Source organism: Paenibacillus sp. B-A-8, from assembly GCF_048572915.1.
GTDB lineage: Bacteria > Bacillota > Bacilli > Paenibacillales > Paenibacillaceae > Paenibacillus_AQ.
Genome location: NZ_CP183882.1, coordinates 1 through 16786 on the forward strand (window position 1 = coordinate 1; position 16786 = coordinate 16786).

General features: G+C 45.5%; 9 protein-coding genes and 2 rRNA genes. 10 read left to right on the forward strand and 1 reads right to left on the reverse strand.

What is annotated here, in order from left to right; genetic code table 11:
* The 6 genes from dnaA (at window position 1) to gyrB (ending at window position 6328) form a co-directional block, all read left to right on the forward strand.
* Entirely contained in the window at window positions 1-1347 is a 1347-nt protein-coding gene (gene dnaA / locus ACN6MV_RS00005) for a chromosomal replication initiator protein DnaA (protein ID WP_042123043.1), read from the forward strand.
* A 197-nt stretch (window positions 1348-1544) separates the two neighbouring features.
* Complete coding sequence (dnaN, locus tag ACN6MV_RS00010; protein ID WP_042123045.1) at window positions 1545-2687, forward strand: DNA polymerase III subunit beta; 1143 nt, start codon at window positions 1545-1547, stop codon at window positions 2685-2687.
* Between the two features lie 48 nt (window positions 2688-2735).
* Window positions 2736-2966 carry a S4 domain-containing protein YaaA gene (gene yaaA / locus ACN6MV_RS00015; RefSeq protein WP_042123047.1) on the forward strand — a complete coding sequence of 77 codons (231 nt, stop codon included), beginning with the start codon at window positions 2736-2738 and terminating at the stop codon, window positions 2964-2966.
* 20 nt (window positions 2967-2986) lie between these two features.
* Window positions 2987-4105 carry a DNA replication/repair protein RecF gene (recF, locus tag ACN6MV_RS00020; RefSeq protein ID WP_042123050.1) on the forward strand — a complete coding sequence of 373 codons (1119 nt, stop codon included), beginning with the start codon at window positions 2987-2989 and terminating at the stop codon, window positions 4103-4105.
* A 16-nt stretch (window positions 4106-4121) separates the two neighbouring features.
* A complete protein-coding gene (gene remB / locus ACN6MV_RS00025) occupies window positions 4122-4370 on the forward strand; it encodes an extracellular matrix regulator RemB (RefSeq protein WP_036677731.1) in 249 nt (82 codons plus the stop codon).
* Window positions 4371-4417: 47 nt separating this feature from the next.
* Window positions 4418-6328 carry a DNA topoisomerase (ATP-hydrolyzing) subunit B gene (gene gyrB / locus ACN6MV_RS00030; RefSeq protein ID WP_042123053.1) on the forward strand — a complete coding sequence of 637 codons (1911 nt, stop codon included), beginning with the start codon at window positions 4418-4420 and terminating at the stop codon, window positions 6326-6328.
* A 125-nt stretch (window positions 6329-6453) separates the two neighbouring features.
* Here the strand turns inward: gyrB and ACN6MV_RS00035 are convergent, their stop codons facing one another.
* Window positions 6454-7329 carry a YheC/YheD family protein gene (locus ACN6MV_RS00035; RefSeq protein ID WP_419885493.1) on the reverse strand — a complete coding sequence of 292 codons (876 nt, stop codon included), beginning with the start codon at window positions 7327-7329 and terminating at the stop codon, window positions 6454-6456.
* A gap of 355 nt (window positions 7330-7684) precedes the next feature.
* Between ACN6MV_RS00035 and gyrA the strand changes: the two genes are divergently transcribed.
* The 4 genes from gyrA (at window position 7685) to ACN6MV_RS00055 (ending at window position 16726) form a co-directional block, all read left to right on the forward strand.
* A complete protein-coding gene (gene gyrA / locus ACN6MV_RS00040; RefSeq protein ID WP_076120623.1) occupies window positions 7685-10225 on the forward strand; it encodes a DNA gyrase subunit A in 2541 nt (846 codons plus the stop codon).
* A gap of 269 nt (window positions 10226-10494) precedes the next feature.
* On the forward strand, window positions 10495-11592 hold the full coding sequence (locus ACN6MV_RS00045; RefSeq protein ID WP_076120624.1) for an HD-GYP domain-containing protein: 1098 nt from the start codon (window positions 10495-10497) through the stop codon (window positions 11590-11592).
* A 389-nt stretch (window positions 11593-11981) separates the two neighbouring features.
* Window positions 11982-13539, forward strand: a 16S ribosomal RNA gene (locus ACN6MV_RS00050).
* Window positions 13540-13798: 259 nt separating this feature from the next.
* A 23S ribosomal RNA gene (locus tag ACN6MV_RS00055) occupies window positions 13799-16726 on the forward strand.
* Together the 16S and 23S rRNA genes form the textbook arrangement of a ribosomal RNA operon.
* Window positions 16727-16786 lie beyond the last annotated feature (60 nt).

A 16786-nucleotide genomic window follows, 5' to 3' on the forward strand; every position in this document is an offset into this window, starting at 1 on the left:
GTGGACAGCCATACTTCCGAATTATGGCAGCAAATTTTATCGATTATTCAAACCAAATTAAGCAAGCCGAGCTTTGATACCTGGTTTAAGGCTACCAAAGCCGTAACCTTCAACTCCCAGGTTCTCATTATTTCGGCACCTACAACGTTCGCAGTAGAATGGCTGGAAAGTCGCTACACCAAACTAGTAGGAGCTACGGTTTACGAAGTTACAGGGAAACAAGTGGATGTAAAATTCGTGATTGAAGAAAGCAAGCCGCCTGAGCTTGTGGTTCAACAATCGGCTCCCACTCCCGTAGTATCACGAGAAGAAGCGCAAACGCATCTACTCAATCCCAAGTACACTTTTGACACTTTTGTAATCGGCTCCGGCAACCGTTTTGCGCATGCAGCCTCACTGGCAGTAGCCGAGGCACCCGCCAAAGCATACAATCCCTTGTTTTTATACGGTGGTGTAGGACTGGGCAAAACCCATTTAATGCACGCCATTGGGCACTATGTTCTGGAACATAACCCAAATAACAAGGTTATTTACATCTCTTCAGAGAAATTCACGAATGAATTTATCAATTCAATCCGTGATAACCGCGGTGAAAGCTTCCGCAATAAGTATCGTAACGTTGACATTTTGCTTATTGACGATATTCAATTCCTCGCTGGAAAAGAGTCCACGCAGGAGGAGTTTTTCCATACGTTCAATGCGCTCCACGAAGAACGCAAGCAAATTATCATCTCCAGCGACCGACCGCCAAAGGAAATTCCCACACTGGAAGAACGCCTACGTTCCCGGTTTGAATGGGGCTTGATTACGGATATTCAACCACCTGATCTAGAGACCCGAATTGCGATTTTGCGCAAAAAGGCGAAAGCAGAGAACCTTGATATCCCTAATGAGGCCATGATGTATATTGCTAACCAGATTGACACCAATATTCGTGAACTCGAGGGTGCATTAATCCGGGTTGTTGCTTACTCATCGCTAACCAACCAGGATGTAACCACTCATTTGGCAGCTGAAGCACTCAAGGATATTATTCCTTCCAGCCGGCCTAAGATGATTACCATCGCTGATATTCAGCAAAAAGTCGGTGAATACTACAATTTACGCCTTGAAGACTTCAAAGCACGAAAACGTACGAAAGCCGTAGCATTTCCACGTCAAATCGCAATGTATCTCTCCCGTGAACTAACGGATTATTCGCTTCCTAAGATTGGCGAGGCATTCGGTGGACGTGACCATACGACCGTAATTCATGCGCATGATAAAATTACACAGTCATTAAAGGTCGATCAGGAGTTGTACAAAGTGGTAAATAATCTTGCGGAGAAAATTAAAAATCCTTCCTAAGAGGAACAAAGAGCCTATACACAATCTATACACATGTGGGTAGGCTTAATTTTATGCTATTTGATAGGGTTATCCACATATTAGACGCCCCTACTACTAATACTATTAAATAACTATAATAATTCATCATGTAAAGACGCGTAATAAAGAACAGCAAATTCAACGAAATCCCCAATTTTTCAGCTAGGAGTGAAATCATGAAAATAAGCATTCTTAAAAACGAGCTCAACGAATCCATTCAACACGTATCCAAAGCTATCTCCAGTAGAACGACGATCCCAATTCTGACCGGTATTAAGCTGGAAGTTAGCCATCAAGGCGTCACACTAACTGCAAGCGACACCGATATTTCCATCCAATCGTTTATTCCAGCAGAGAATGACAGCCATACGATCGTGAAGATAGACCAGCCAGGAAGTGTAGTTCTTCCCGCTAAGTTTTTCGTCGAGATTATTAAGAAGCTGCCCTCCAAAGAGATTCACATGGAAGTTAAAGAAGGATTCCAAACGTATATTTCTTCTGGATCCACGGAGATTCAGATCGTAGGTTTAGACCCTGAAGAATTCCCGGTGTTACCGAGTATTGAGGAGAACGATACCATCTCCCTGCCAGGTGATTTGCTGAAAAATATGATTAAACAAACCGCTTTTTCTATTTCTACCCAAGAGACAACTCCGATTTTAACAGGTATACTGTGGAATCTGGCTGATAATGAGTTTAAGTTTACAGCGACAGACCGTCACCGCTTAGCTACAAGAGCAGCAAGACTAGAAGGTACGGAGAATGTCCAATTTGCAAATATCGTAATCGCCGGTAAAACCCTTAATGAGCTAAGTAAAATTATCCCTGATCAAAATATGCTCGTTGATATTGTGGTTGCGGACAATCAAGTTCTCTTTAAAATCGACAAAGTACTGTTCTATTCACGGATCCTTGATGGAATTTATCCGGATACTTCTAGAATTATTCCAACAACCTACAAAACAGAACTAACTTTGGACACAAAAAAATTAAGCGAATCAATTGATCGCGCTTATTTGCTGTCCCGTGAAGAAAAAACCAATATAGTGCGCATGCAGACGCTTGAACAAGGCGGCATTGAAATTTCTTCTAGCTCTTCTGAGCTTGGTAAAGTTCGTGAGGAACTTGAAGTCATTGATTTCAAAGGTGAACCTCTCAAAATATCTTTCAACTCCAAATATATGCTCGATGTCTTAAAAGTTATTGAGAGTGAGCAGCTTGTCATAGCATTTACAGGGATGATGAGTCCGATCATTTTGAAGCCACTTGACCAAACGAATAGCTTGTATATCATTTTGCCTTACCGTACAACAAATTAATGCCAACATTCATGAACATGTGGATAAGTGGCTGAAAGGATAAAAACCATGAAAAAAATACTTATCCACAGTGGATATATTAAGCTGGATCAATTCCTGAAACTTTCTGATTGTGTATCCACAGGTGGAATGGCTAAAGCTTTACTGCAAGAAGGACATGTACTGGTTAACGGAGAAGTAGAGGAACGACGTGGAAGAAAGCTGTATCCGGGTGACCAAATTGAAGTGCAGGATAACGGCACCTTTCAGGTTGAAGGTGGAGGAGTTAAAGAGGAGTAGGCTAGGGGAGGAACCATTTCGTGTTTGTTAAAAATATCGGTCTGCAGCATTATCGAAATTACGGGCTGCTGCGTCTGGAGAGCCTGGGCGATGTCAATCTGATTCTGGGTCAGAACGCCCAAGGCAAAACAAACCTCATGGAGGCATTGTTCGTCCTGGCGATGACCAAAAGCCACCGCACCTCGAAAGATCGCGAACTTATTTCATTCGATGCCCCTGGAGACGCTGCTCAGATCATTGCCGAGGTAGAACGTAAGTACGGCGATCTCAAGCTAGAGCTCACCCTTTCTGCCAAAGGTAAAAAAGCTAAGATTAACGGTTTAGAACAACGGCGCCTTAGTGAGTTTGTAGGATCACTTAATGTGGTCATGTTTGCACCGGAAGATTTAGAGATTGTAAAAGGCACACCTGGCATCAGACGGCGTTTTCTTGATATGGAGATTGGCCAAGTCCAGCCCAGTTATCTATTTCACCTCCAGCAGTATCAAAAGATTCTCTTACAAAGGGGCAATTTGCTGAAGCAGTTGTGGGGGAAAGAGGCAGCGGGAAAAGATCTTTTGGAAATCTGGGATGCTCAACTTGTGGAGCACGGTGTTAAAATCGTAAAAAAAAGGAAACAATTCATAAAGAAGCTGCAAATATGGGCTGAAAGCATACACCGGGGGATTACGAACGGCGGAGAAGAACTGAAATTGCTCTATGTCCCCTCTTTCGGCGATCGTGATGAGGAAGATGAAGCTGTCTTATTAGACAATTTTATGTTAAAGTTATCACAAACGAGAGAACAAGAAATCAGGCGCGGCATGACGCTGACGGGTCCCCATCGGGATGACCTGTCCTTTTTTATCAACGGAAGGGAAGCTCAGGTCTACGGTTCTCAGGGACAGCAGCGTACCACGGCTTTATCGCTCAAGCTGGCGGAAATCGAGCTGATCCATGAAGAAATCGGAGAATATCCTGTGCTGCTTCTTGATGATGTTTTATCCGAGCTTGATCCTTACCGACAGACCCAGCTTATTGAAACCTTTCAAAGCAAGGTACAGACATTCATTACCGCTACCGGAATTGAGGGTCTGAATGCCGATAAATTAAAAGGCGCCAGCCTATATCATGTTCATGATGGAAAAGTGGAGTTATAAAGAGCGGAGGAAGATCATGTATATTCATTTGGGCGGGGAGAAGATTATTCGCTCTTCGGAGTTAATTGCAATATTTGATATTTCGATTGAGAAATCTTCCAAGGTGTCTAAGCAATTCGTCATTCACTCTGAGCAGGACAAGAAGCTTGAGCGGATTGGTGAAGAGGAAGCAAAATCTATTGTCGTAACTAAAAATATCGTGTATTACTCCCCCATTTCCTCCTCCACTCTCAAAAAAAGAGCCAAAATTTTGCTCGAGATATAACTTGCGTTTAGTAACAAAGAGATAATCTGAAAGAAGTAGGTGAAGGCATGTCAATGAATCAACCGACATATGATGAGAGCCAGATTCAGGTACTAGAAGGGCTAGAAGCTGTCCGGAAACGTCCGGGCATGTATATTGGTTCCACTAGTTCTAAAGGTCTCCATCACTTGGTGTGGGAGGTCGTAGATAATAGTATCGATGAAGCCCTAGCAGGTTATTGTGACCGGATTCAAGTGATTATTCATGAGGATAACGGGATTACTGTTATCGATAATGGACGTGGCATACCTGTAGGTGAAAATGAAAAACTTAAAAAGTCGACGCTTGAAGTTGTAATGACAGTACTGCATGCAGGCGGTAAATTCGGCGGCGGCGGATATAAAGTATCAGGCGGCTTACACGGTGTGGGTATCTCCGTAGTAAATGCCTTGTCTGAGAAGGTTGTTGTTAATGTTAAGCGTGATGGGCATGTTTATCAGCAGGAATACAGACGTGGTGCACCACAGTATGAGATCAAGGTTGTTGGAGATACGGACGAGACAGGTACGACTACAACTTTTCATCCAGACCCTGAAATCTTTACTGAAACCACGGTCTTTGAATATGCGACATTGCTTACACGTATTCGTGAGCTAGCTTTTCTTAACAAAGGAATCGAGCTTTCACTGCATGATGAGCGGACCGATGTTACCAACGTGTTCAAATACGAGGGTGGTATCGTTGAATATGTGAAATATTTGAATGAGAAAAAAGAAGCGCTGCACGAGGAACCAATCTACGTGGAAGGCTCACGAGATATGATCCAGGTTGAAGTAGCTCTCCAATACAATGATTCGTATACAGAGAACATCTACTCTTTTGCGAATAATATTAATACTCATGAGGGCGGAACGCATGAATCCGGCTTCAAAAGTGCGCTAACACGTATCATCAACGATTATGCCCGTAAAGCGGGTGTGCTGAAGGATGGTAATTCAAATCTGACTGGTGACGACGTGCGCGAAGGATTGACAGCGATTATTTCTGTCAAAATTCCAGAGCCTCAGTTCGAAGGTCAAACGAAGACTAAGCTCGGAAATAGTGAAGTACGCGGAATTGTAGAATCACTGTTCGGAGAGAAATTGCAGGAATTCCTAGAAGAGAATCCAGCAGTATCTCGCCGTGTCCTTGAAAAGTCGCTTTCAGCTTCACGTGCACGAGAAGCTGCTCGTAAGGCTCGTGAGTTAACACGCCGTAAGAGTGCGCTTGAAGTCAGTGCACTACCTGGTAAACTTGCAGACTGTTCATCCAAGGATGCGTCTATCAGCGAATTGTATATCGTCGAAGGTGACTCTGCGGGGGGATCGGCCAAGCAAGGCCGGGATCGTCATTTCCAAGCGATTCTACCACTGCGTGGTAAGATCCTAAACGTAGAAAAAGCTCGCTTAGACCGTATTCTATCCAACGCGGAAATTCGGGCGATCATTACGGCTCTGGGTACAGGGATCAGTGATGATTTTGATCTATCAAAGGCTCGTTACCATAAAGTCGTTATTATGACGGATGCCGACGTCGATGGAGCTCATATTAGAACTCTGTTGTTGACATTCTTCTACCGTTACATGCGGAAGCTAGTAGATGCAGGTTATATCTATATCGCACAACCGCCATTGTTCAAGATAGAGCGCAACAAAGTGATCCGTTATGCAGGAAGCGAGAAGGAACGCGATGAGATTATCGCTTCTTTTGGAGAAAATGTTAAGGTCAATGTCCAGCGCTACAAAGGTTTGGGTGAAATGAATGCTACCCAGCTGTGGGACACGACGATGGATCCTGAAGCGCGTATGATGTTGCAAGTAACGATTGAAGATGCGATGCTCGCTGATAGTATTTTTGATACGCTGATGGGCGATAATGTTGAACCAAGACGTGACTTTATCCATGAGCATGCGAAAGACGTCAGATATCTTGATGTGTAAGAATAAAATATAAGGATAATGTATAACGTGAAACTTATACCTACTTATATTTTTAACAAAACCTCCGGCTTCTGTTCCTAATGGAATTAGAATGCTGGAGGTTTTTTTATTTCAGAGCTGTTTTTTTAGGCCTTGGTGATTTGTTTGTTGCGGGTAGTGTATGGAGATTTTCTAGCTTTTACACGCCCGTATGCTACAGCATAGCGGTGTATTCTACGATAGATAGATTTATCAGGAAATAACTTAAATATAACTATGGATGGAAGGGTGTTGACCTCAAGCAGCCACATATCCATATGCTGATCCATGGCAATATCCAGACCGATTTCTTTAATCCCTGGATAAGTAGTTTCCAATTGGCCTGCAATTTGTACGCCTAAAGATTTTAATTGATTAACGGTGGAGAGTGTTTCAGAAGGGTTCATATGACTTTTTAATAATGTATTTACTGACACAATACTGCCTCCGTTATGATAATTGGTGACGATTTTCTGAGGGGCAGCCACTCTTCCGAGCATTCCTGTCGTTTCCCATGCGCCTGACGGACTTTTTTGGGCAAGAACTCGAAGGTCGAAGGGGCGGTCTTGATAACGTAGAAGGTCAATTCCCTTTTGGATCAGGTAGGTACGGTTCTGAATTCGTTTCTGTAAGGCTTCATGCAGCTCTTCGGGGGAGAAGAAAACTTCTGCCGTTTTTGCATATCTTAAAATATATAGAAGCTGTGCTTCTTGTTGTTCTATCTCCTCGTTATCGGTGGTGGCATTTTTTTCAGACTTCCGCTGGCTAGGGCTCAAAATCACCGTACGCTGCTCGGCTCTCATTACACCAATGCCAAAGCTTCCGCGGTCAGGTTTAATATAGACCATTGTATATAACGCAAGCATTTCTTTAAGAACACTTAAATCGTATTTACGAGTATCCGGTACATATAGAGATAGAGATTGATTTTGAAGAATGACTTTTGTTTTTGCCCATTTACTTGGGACACGTTGAATCTTCATTATCTTCCTCCTTAACAATTTTTTGCAGCATTTGGTCTTTTGAATTCCTTTGTACAAAACTTGCTTTGGAAGCATAATCTTTGACGGCTGAAAATCAGGACAAGCTACCTAAACAATGGTATAATATAAGGATATGGGGTTATGCCTTATCGAACGATACTAGGATAATAAAACCGTGTTTCTTGTCTTTACAGTCTATGTACTAAAGACATTTGCGGAAAGGGCGAATACCCTAACCAACGCAAAAGAAATCAATATTAGAAGATAAAAGGCTATCATGTTTAATTGTGCTACTTTTGTGAAAGTAATATAATTAAGGGTAGCGGTTTTTTAACTGAAGGAGGTCCAGCAATTCATGGCTGAACAAAATAACCCACAAGTCAAAGATCGGGACATTGGCGTGGAAATGCGTGAATCCTTTATGGATTACGCAATGAGCATCATTGTTAGTCGGGCTTTGCCAGATGTGCGGGACGGACTCAAGCCGGTTCACCGACGCATTTTGTTTGCGATGTCGGAACTTGGAATGTCTGCGGATAAGCCTCATAAGAAATCGGCAAGAATCGTCGGTGAGGTTATCGGTAAGTACCACCCTCACGGTGACTCAGCCGTCTATGAAACAATGGTAAGGATGGCTCAGGATTTCTCTATGCGCTATATGCTTGTGGACGGTCACGGGAACTTTGGTTCGATTGATGGTGATATGGCTGCAGCGATGCGTTATACAGAAGCCCGTCTTTCCAAGATTGCAGGCGAAATGCTTCGAGATTTGAACAAAGAAACAGTTGATTTCGCACCCAACTATGATGGTGAAGAGCATGAGCCAGTTGTATTGCCAGCTCGTTATCCGAACCTGCTCGTGAACGGGGTATCTGGTATTGCTGTAGGTATGGCTACTAATATCCCACCGCATAACCTAGGTGAAGTTATCGATGGTGTGCAGGCGATGATTAAGAATCCCGATATCACACCTATGGAATTGATGGAGTATATCCAAGGCCCTGACTTCCCTACGGCTGGATATATTTTGGGTCGTGAGGGCATTCGTCAGGCTTATCGTACGGGGCGTGGTTCCGTGACCATGCGTGCCAAGGCAACAATTGAAGAGAACAACGGTAAGGCTCGCATCATTGTACATGAGCTGCCATATCAGGTAAACAAGGCAAGACTGGTTGAAAAAATCGCAGAATTAGTACGTGAGAAACGGATCGAGGGTATAACGGATCTTCGAGATGAGTCTGACCGTAACGGTATGCGTGTAGTTGTTGAGATGAGACGTGATGTGAATCCAAATGTTGTGTTGAACAATCTATATAAACATACTTCAATGCAATCCACATTTGGGATCAACATGCTTGCCATCGTCAACAATGAGCCGAAAATTCTTAATCTGCGTGATGTGCTCTATCATTATTTGCAGCACCAGATTGAAGTTATTCGTCGTCGTACAATATTTGATCTTAAAAAAGCTGAAGCACGCGCTCATATTTTAGAAGGTCTGCGTATTGCGCTGGATCATCTGGATGAAGTTATTGCGTTAATCCGCGCTTCGCGGACAACGGATATAGCTCGTGACGGATTGATGAGCACCTTTAGCCTCAGTGTAGAGCAGGCTCAAGCAATCCTCGACATGCGGATGCAGCGTCTGACCGGTCTGGAACGGGAAAAAATCGAGAATGAATATAACGAATTGTTAGCTAAAATTGCAGAGTACCGTGAAATTTTGGCCAATGAGCATCTCGTACTGGAAATCATCAGCAACGAGTTGCAGGATATTCGTGATAGATATTCTGATGATCGCCGGACAGAGATTACGGTTGGTGAAGAAAGTATTCTCGATGAAGACCTTATTCCACGTGAAGAGGTTGTTATCACTATTACGCATACTGGATACATCAAACGTCTGCCTGTCAGCACTTACCGCAGCCAGAAGCGTGGGGGCCGCGGAGTAATGGGGATGGACACCAAGGACCAAGATTTTGTGGAGCATCTCTTCGTGAGTAACTCTCATAACTATCTGATGTTCTTTACCGATAAGGGTAAGGTGTACCGGATTAAGGCTTATGAGATCCCAGAGCTGGGACGTACTGCGCGTGGGACACCAATCATCAACCTAATTCAAATTGAACAAGGTGAGAAGATTAGTGCCGTTATCCAGGTGGAAGAGAGCGATAGTGACAAGTACTTGTTCTTTGCTACCCGCGAAGGTATCGTGAAGAAGACGCCACTTGAGGATTACAATAACATCCGCAAAGGCGGACTTATCGCTATTAATCTTCGGGAAGAGGATTCCCTGATTGAGGTTAAGCTGACAGATGGCCAGCAAAATCTTATTATCGGTACAGCACGCGGAATGTCGATTACGTTCTCAGAGAATGATGTTCGTTCTATGGGTCGTAGCGCAACTGGCGTGAAGGGTATTACACTCGATAGTAATGACCATGTCATTGGTATGGACTGTGTCGATAAGGAGCTTGAGGTTCTGATTGTTACTAGCAAGGGTTATGGTAAACGGACACCAGCCGGCGACTATCGTTCCCAGACTCGTGGCGGTAAAGGAATCAAGACCATTAATCTCACTGAGAAGAATGGACCTGTAGTTGGTCTTAAAGTTGTTAAGAACGACGAAGACTTAATGATCATTACTACAAGCGGTACCTTGATTCGTACCAGCATGGATGGAATTTCTACTATGGGTCGTTATGCGCAAGGGGTTAAGCTAATTAACATCCGCGAGGATGATGCTGTGGCTACCCTGTGCAGAGCCGATAAGAATGAAGAGGACGAAATGTCTGAAGATATAGAAGGCCTCGAGGACCAAGTAACAGTTGATGAATCTGGCGATATAGATCAGCCGGAAACAATCGTTGAAGATCAAGAGGATAACTTAGAATAGTTTATATTCAATAAAGAGCAAGGGGTTCTATTACAGAACCCCTTGCTCTTTTTACTGTGATTAATTAATAGTTAGTTATTTTATGAAATGTAATGAGTAATTTTTAAAAGAATAGTTTTCATTGCACTAGTCGCTTCCTTTTATCCGTACTATAATTAGCCGATAGAGTATAAATCAGTATATAAAGTACTGTTTTCTCAGAAATTATCTGTCATATTAGATTTGGGTAATCCTGAGCTTATTGTTATAGAAATTAAGGGGCTGAGTATATGCCAAATGTATTGGTTGGAGAAGTTAAAGCGGGCTCAAAGATAATCAAAGATGTAATTACACCTTTGGGTGGGATTTTGTTTACCAAGGGAAAAATACTACTCCCCCGTGATCTAGAAATTTTGGAAGCTTTCTTAGTTGGGCAAGTGGAGATCGAGGGTGTTCAAGGAGAGGGCAACTCTGATGCTGCCAAAAAAAACTCGAAGCAAACATCACTTAAAGCCGGAGCCATTATAAATGAATCAATGCTGATTAAGAACAATTCCCCACTACACGATGAATATGACAAAATGATCGGACTTATTAGGACAAGCTATCGTTCGGTAACGGCAGCCTCTCTTCCTATTTTTGAGTTACGGAGTCAGTTAGAGGTACTAATTAGTCATTTGAAGGATTATCATGTCTTGAAGTTTTCTCCACGTACGCTAAAAGACGAGGATTACAACTATCACAATGCCGTATTGTCCGCGTTAACATCATATAAGATTGCTCAGTGGTGCGGGTATCCGCAAAAGGATTGGATGCAGATCGCTTTTGCTGGATTGCTGCATGATATCGGAAACGCAAAAGTAGATAGTTCTCTTTTACATAAGCCGGAGTCACTTAATAGTGCTGAGATAGAAGAGGTTCGAAGACATACTACATATGGCTATCAATTATTACGTAATGTCACAGCGATTAATGAAGGGGTAAGACTAACGGCGTTGCAGCATCATGAGAAGGTTGATGGGTCTGGTTATCCACTTAAGCTAGAAGGTAGCCAGATTCACTTTTACGCTAAAGTAGTTGCGGTTGCAGATATATTCCATGCTATGACTTTGGAAAGAGCTTATAGAAAGGCACAGTCCCCTTATCTAGTATTAGAGCAGATTATGACAGAAAGCTTTGGTAAGCTCGACCCAGTCGTTGTACAGACCTTTATACAGAAGAGCACTGATTTATTTAATGGAACCAGAATACGTTTGAGCGATGGGCGTCACGGGGAGATCATATTCACTGATCGTGCGAATCCTACACGTCCTATGATTAAGGTAGAGGGTACAATTGTTAACTTAATGTTGGAGCGGGATCTATATATTCAAGAGATTATTTCTTAGTGTAGTAAGTATTGAAAGACTTCAGAGCTGAGGCTGTGCTGCTTAGTGCATACGAGTATATTTAGTATGATTAGTAGCACAGTCTCTTATTTATAGATTATATTAAAAAAAGTGTTGCAATCAATCTCTATACATGATATATTCTAAGTCCGGCCAAGAAATACACATGCCGAGCTCGAAAAAGAAGTTGAAAAAAGAGCTTGACATTAAATAGCCGAACATGATATAGTATAAGAGTTGCTGCTGAGACATTAAACGGCGCCAACGAGAACTTGATCTTTGAAAACTGAACAACGAGTGAGTAGGAAATCACGAAAGTGAAATCCAAAATTAGAGAATTAATTTTCTCGTCAGATGTTTCAAAATGAGCATATCGCTCTTTTCAATACTAATTGGAGAGTTTGATCCTGGCTCAGGACGAACGCTGGCGGCGTGCCTAATACATGCAAGTCGAGCGGAGTTATTTTGAAAGCTTGCTTTCAAAATAACTTAGCGGCGGACGGGTGAGTAACACGTAGGCAACCTGCCCCTTAGACTGGGATAACTACCGGAAACGGTAGCTAATACCGGATAATTTCTTTTTTCTCCTGAAGAAAGAATGAAAGACGGAGCAATCTGTCACTGAGGGATGGGCCTGCGGCGCATTAGCTAGTTGGTGGGGTAACGGCCCACCAAGGCGACGATGCGTAGCCGACCTGAGAGGGTGAACGGCCACACTGGGACTGAGACACGGCCCAGACTCCTACGGGAGGCAGCAGTAGGGAATCTTCCGCAATGGACGAAAGTCTGACGGAGCAACGCCGCGTGAGTGATGAAGGTTTTCGGATCGTAAAGCTCTGTTGCCAGGGAAGAACGTCCGGTAGAGTAACTGCTATCGGAGTGACGGTACCTGAGAAGAAAGCCCCGGCTAACTACGTGCCAGCAGCCGCGGTAATACGTAGGGGGCAAGCGTTGTCCGGAATTATTGGGCGTAAAGCGCGCGCAGGCGGTCATTTAAGTCTGGTGTTTAAACCTTGGGCTCAACCTAAGGTCGCACTGGAAACTGGGTGACTTGAGTACAGAAGAGGAAAGTGGAATTCCACGTGTAGCGGTGAAATGCGTAGATATGTGGAGGAACACCAGTGGCGAAGGCGACTTTCTGGGCTGTAACTGACGCTGAGGCGCGAAAGCGTGGGGAGCAAACAGGATTAGATACCCTGGTAGTCCACGCCGTAAACGATGAGTGCTAGGTGTTAGGGGTTTCGATACCCTTGGTGCCGAAGTTAACACAGTAAGCACTCCGCCTGGGGAGTACGGTCGCAAGACTGAAACTCAAAGGAATTGACGGGGACCCGCACAAGCAGTGGAGTATGTGGTTTAATTCGAAGCAACGCGAAGAACCTTACCAGGTCTTGACATCCCTCTGAATCCACTAGAGATAGTGGCGGCCTTCGGGACAGAGGAGACAGGTGGTGCATGGTTGTCGTCAGCTCGTGTCGTGAGATGTTGGGTTAAGTCCCGCAACGAGCGCAACCCTTAACTTTAGTTGCCAGCAAGTAATGTTGGGCACTCTAGAGTGACTGCCGGTGACAAACCGGAGGAAGGTGGGGATGACGTCAAATCATCATGCCCCTTATGACCTGGGCTACACACGTACTACAATGGCCGGTACAACGGGAAGCGAAGCCGCGAGGTGGAGCCAATCCCATCAAAGCCGGTCTCAGTTCGGATTGCAGGCTGCAACTCGCCTGCATGAAGTCGGAATTGCTAGTAATCGCGGATCAGCATGCCGCGGTGAATACGTTCCCGGGTCTTGTACACACCGCCCGTCACACCACGAGAGTTTACAACACCCGAAGTCGGTGGGGTAACCCGCAAGGGAGCCAGCCGCCGAAGGTGGGGTAGATGATTGGGGTGAAGTCGTAACAAGGTAGCCGTATCGGAAGGTGCGGCTGGATCACCTCCTTTCTATGGAGAATCGTCTTCTGCAATGAAGACATTCAAATCGGAAGTTAAACTTCCAAATCTCAGGTTTAGGCCTGTTACTCACTCGTTGCTCAGTTTTGAGAGTTTAAGCTCTCAAGTAAGACTTGATCCTTGAAAACTGGATACCGAAACGAATTTGCGTTTTAGAACATCTTTTAGCAACTTGTGCAAACAAGTAAATGTTATTAGTGAGATGATTCCAAGAGAGATATCGTATGATATTTTCCTGCGGGAAAATCAAGGTTAAGCTAATAAGAGCACACGGAGGATGCCTAGGCGCCAGGAGCCGACGAAGGACGTGGCGAACAACGAAACTGCCTCGGGGAGCTGTAAGCAAGCTTTGATCCGGGGGTGTCCGAATGGGGAAACCCAGCTGTGGTAATTCGCAGTTACTCATCTCTGAACACATAGGAGATGTAGAGGCAGACCAGGGGAACTGAAACATCTAAGTACCCTGAGGAAGAGAAAACAATAGTGATTCCGTCAGTAGCGGCGAGCGAACGCGGAACAGCCTAAACCAAGGGGCTTGCCTCTTGGGGTTGTGGGACGTCTCACATGGAGTTACAAAGGAATATGGTAGGTGAAGAGGTCTGGAAAGGCCCGCGATAGAGGTAAAAGCCCTGTAACCTAAACTGTGTTCTCTCCGAGACGGATCCCGAGTAGTGCGGGGCACGTGAAACCCCGTATGAATCCAGCAGGACCATCTGCTAAGGCTAAATACTACCTGGCGACCGATAGTGAAACAGTACCGTGAGGGAAAGGTGAAAAGCACCCCGGAAGGGGAGTGAAATAGAACCTGAAACCGTGTGCTTACAAAAAGTCAGAGCCCTATTTATGGGTGATGGCGTGCCTTTTGTAGAATGAACCGGCGAGTTACGTTTAACATGCAAGGTTAAGTCGAGAAGACGGAGCCGCAGCGAAAGCGAGTCTGAATAGGGCGACTCAGTATGTGGACGTAGACCCGAAACCGTGTGATCTACCCCTGTCCAGGGTGAAGGTGCGGTAACACGCACTGGAGGCCCGAACCCACGCACGTTGAAAAGTGCGGGGATGAGGTGGGGGTAGCGGAGAAATTCCAATCGAACTCGGAGATAGCTGGTTCTCCCCGAAATAGCTTTAGGGCTAGCCTCGGTATAAGAGTAGTGGAGGTAGAGCACTGATTGGGTGCGGGGTCCGCAAGGATTACCAAGCTCAGTCAAACTCCGAATGCCATATACTTATTGCCGGGAGTCAGACAGTGAGTGCTAAGATCCATTGTCAAAAGGGAAACAGCCCAGACCATCAGCTAAGGTCCCCAAGTGTGTGTTAAGTGGGAAAGGATGTGGAGTTGCACAGACAACCAGGATGTTGGCTTAGAAGCAGCCACCATTGAAAGAGTGCGTAATAGCTCACTGGTCGAGTGACTCTGCGCCGAAAATGTAACGGGGCTAAACACACCACCGAAGCTATGGCTAGATACTATGTATCTGGGGTAGGGGAGCGTTGTATGTGGGTTGAAGGTGTACCGTAAGGAGCGCTGGACAGCATACAAGTGAGAATGCCGGTATGAGTAACGAAAAGATCAGTGAGAATCTGATCCGCCGAAAGCCCAAGGTTTCCTGAGGAAGGCTCGTCCGCTCAGGGTAAGTCGGGACCTAAGGCGAGGCCGAAAGGCGTAGTCGAAGGACAACAGTTTGAAATTACTGTACCACCGTAATCCGCTATGAGCGATGGGGTGACGCAGGAGGGTAGTGACGCGGACTGATGGATATGTCCGTCTAAGCAGTGAGGCTGATGTGTAGGCAAATCCGCACATCGTTAAGGCTGGGCTGTGATGGGGAGCGAAAATTATAGTAGCGAAGGTCATGATCTCACACTGCCAAGAAAAGCCTCTAGCCAGGAGAAGGTGCCCGTACCGCAAACCGACACAGGTAGGCGAGAAGAGAATTCTAAGGCGCGCGGAAGAACTCTCGTTAAGGAACTCGGCAAAATGACCCCGTAACTTCGGGAGAAGGGGTGCCCCGGTAGTGTGAATAGCACGAGGGGGCCGCAGTGAAAAGGCCCAAGCGACTGTTTAGCAAAAACACAGGTCTGTGCGAAGCCGCAAGGCGAAGTATACGGGCTGACGCCTGCCCGGTGCTGGAAGGTTAAGGGGAGTGGTTAGGGGTAACCCGAAGCTATGAACCGAAGCCCCAGTAAACGGCGGCCGTAACTATAACGGTCCTAAGGTAGCGAAATTCCTTGTCAGGTAAATTCTGACCCGCACGAATGGCGTAACGACTTGGGCGCTGTCTCAACGAGAGATCCGGTGAAATTTTAATACCTGTGAAGATGCAGGTTACCCGCGACAAGACGGAAAGACCCCATGGAGCTTTACTGCAGCTTGATATTGAATTTGGGTACGATCTGTACAGGATAGGTGGGAGCCGTAGAAATCGGAGCGCAAGCTTCGGTGGAGGCGCCGTTGGGATACCACCCTGATCGTATCTAGGTTCTAACCTAGTGCCCTAATCGGGTACGGGGACCGTGTCAGGCGGGCAGTTTGACTGGGGCGGTCGCCTCCTAAAGAGTAACGGAGGCGTTCCAAGGTTCCCTCAGAATGGTTGGAAATCATTCGAAGAGTGCAAAGGCATAAGGGAGCTTGACTGCGAGACCTACAAGTCGAGCAGGGACGAAAGTCGGACTTAGTGATCCGGTGGTACCGCATGGAAGGGCCATCGCTCAACGGATAAAAGCTACCCTGGGGATAACAGGCTTATCTCCCCCAAGAGTCCACATCGACGGGGAGGTTTGGCACCTCGATGTCGGCTCATCGCATCCTGGGGCTGAAGTAGGTCCCAAGGGTTGGGCTGTTCGCCCATTAAAGCGGTACGCGAGCTGGGTTCAGAACGTCGTGAGACAGTTCGGTCCCTATCTGTCGTGGGCGCAGGAAATTTGAGAGGAGCTGTCCTTAGTACGAGAGGACCGGGATGGACGTACCGCTGGTGCACCAGTTGTTTCGCCAGAAGCATGGCTGGGTAGCTACGTACGGACGGGATAAGCGCTGAAAGCATCTAAGCGTGAAGCCCCCCTCAAGATGAGATTTCCCAATTAGTAAGACCCCTTGAAGACGACGAGGTAGATAGGTTGGAGGTGGAAGTGCAGTAATGCATGGAGCTGACCAATACTAATCGGTCGAGGGCTTATCCTATACTTAAAACGCAAATTCAATTCGGATTCAGTTTTCAGGCGATGAAGTCTGAGCATTACG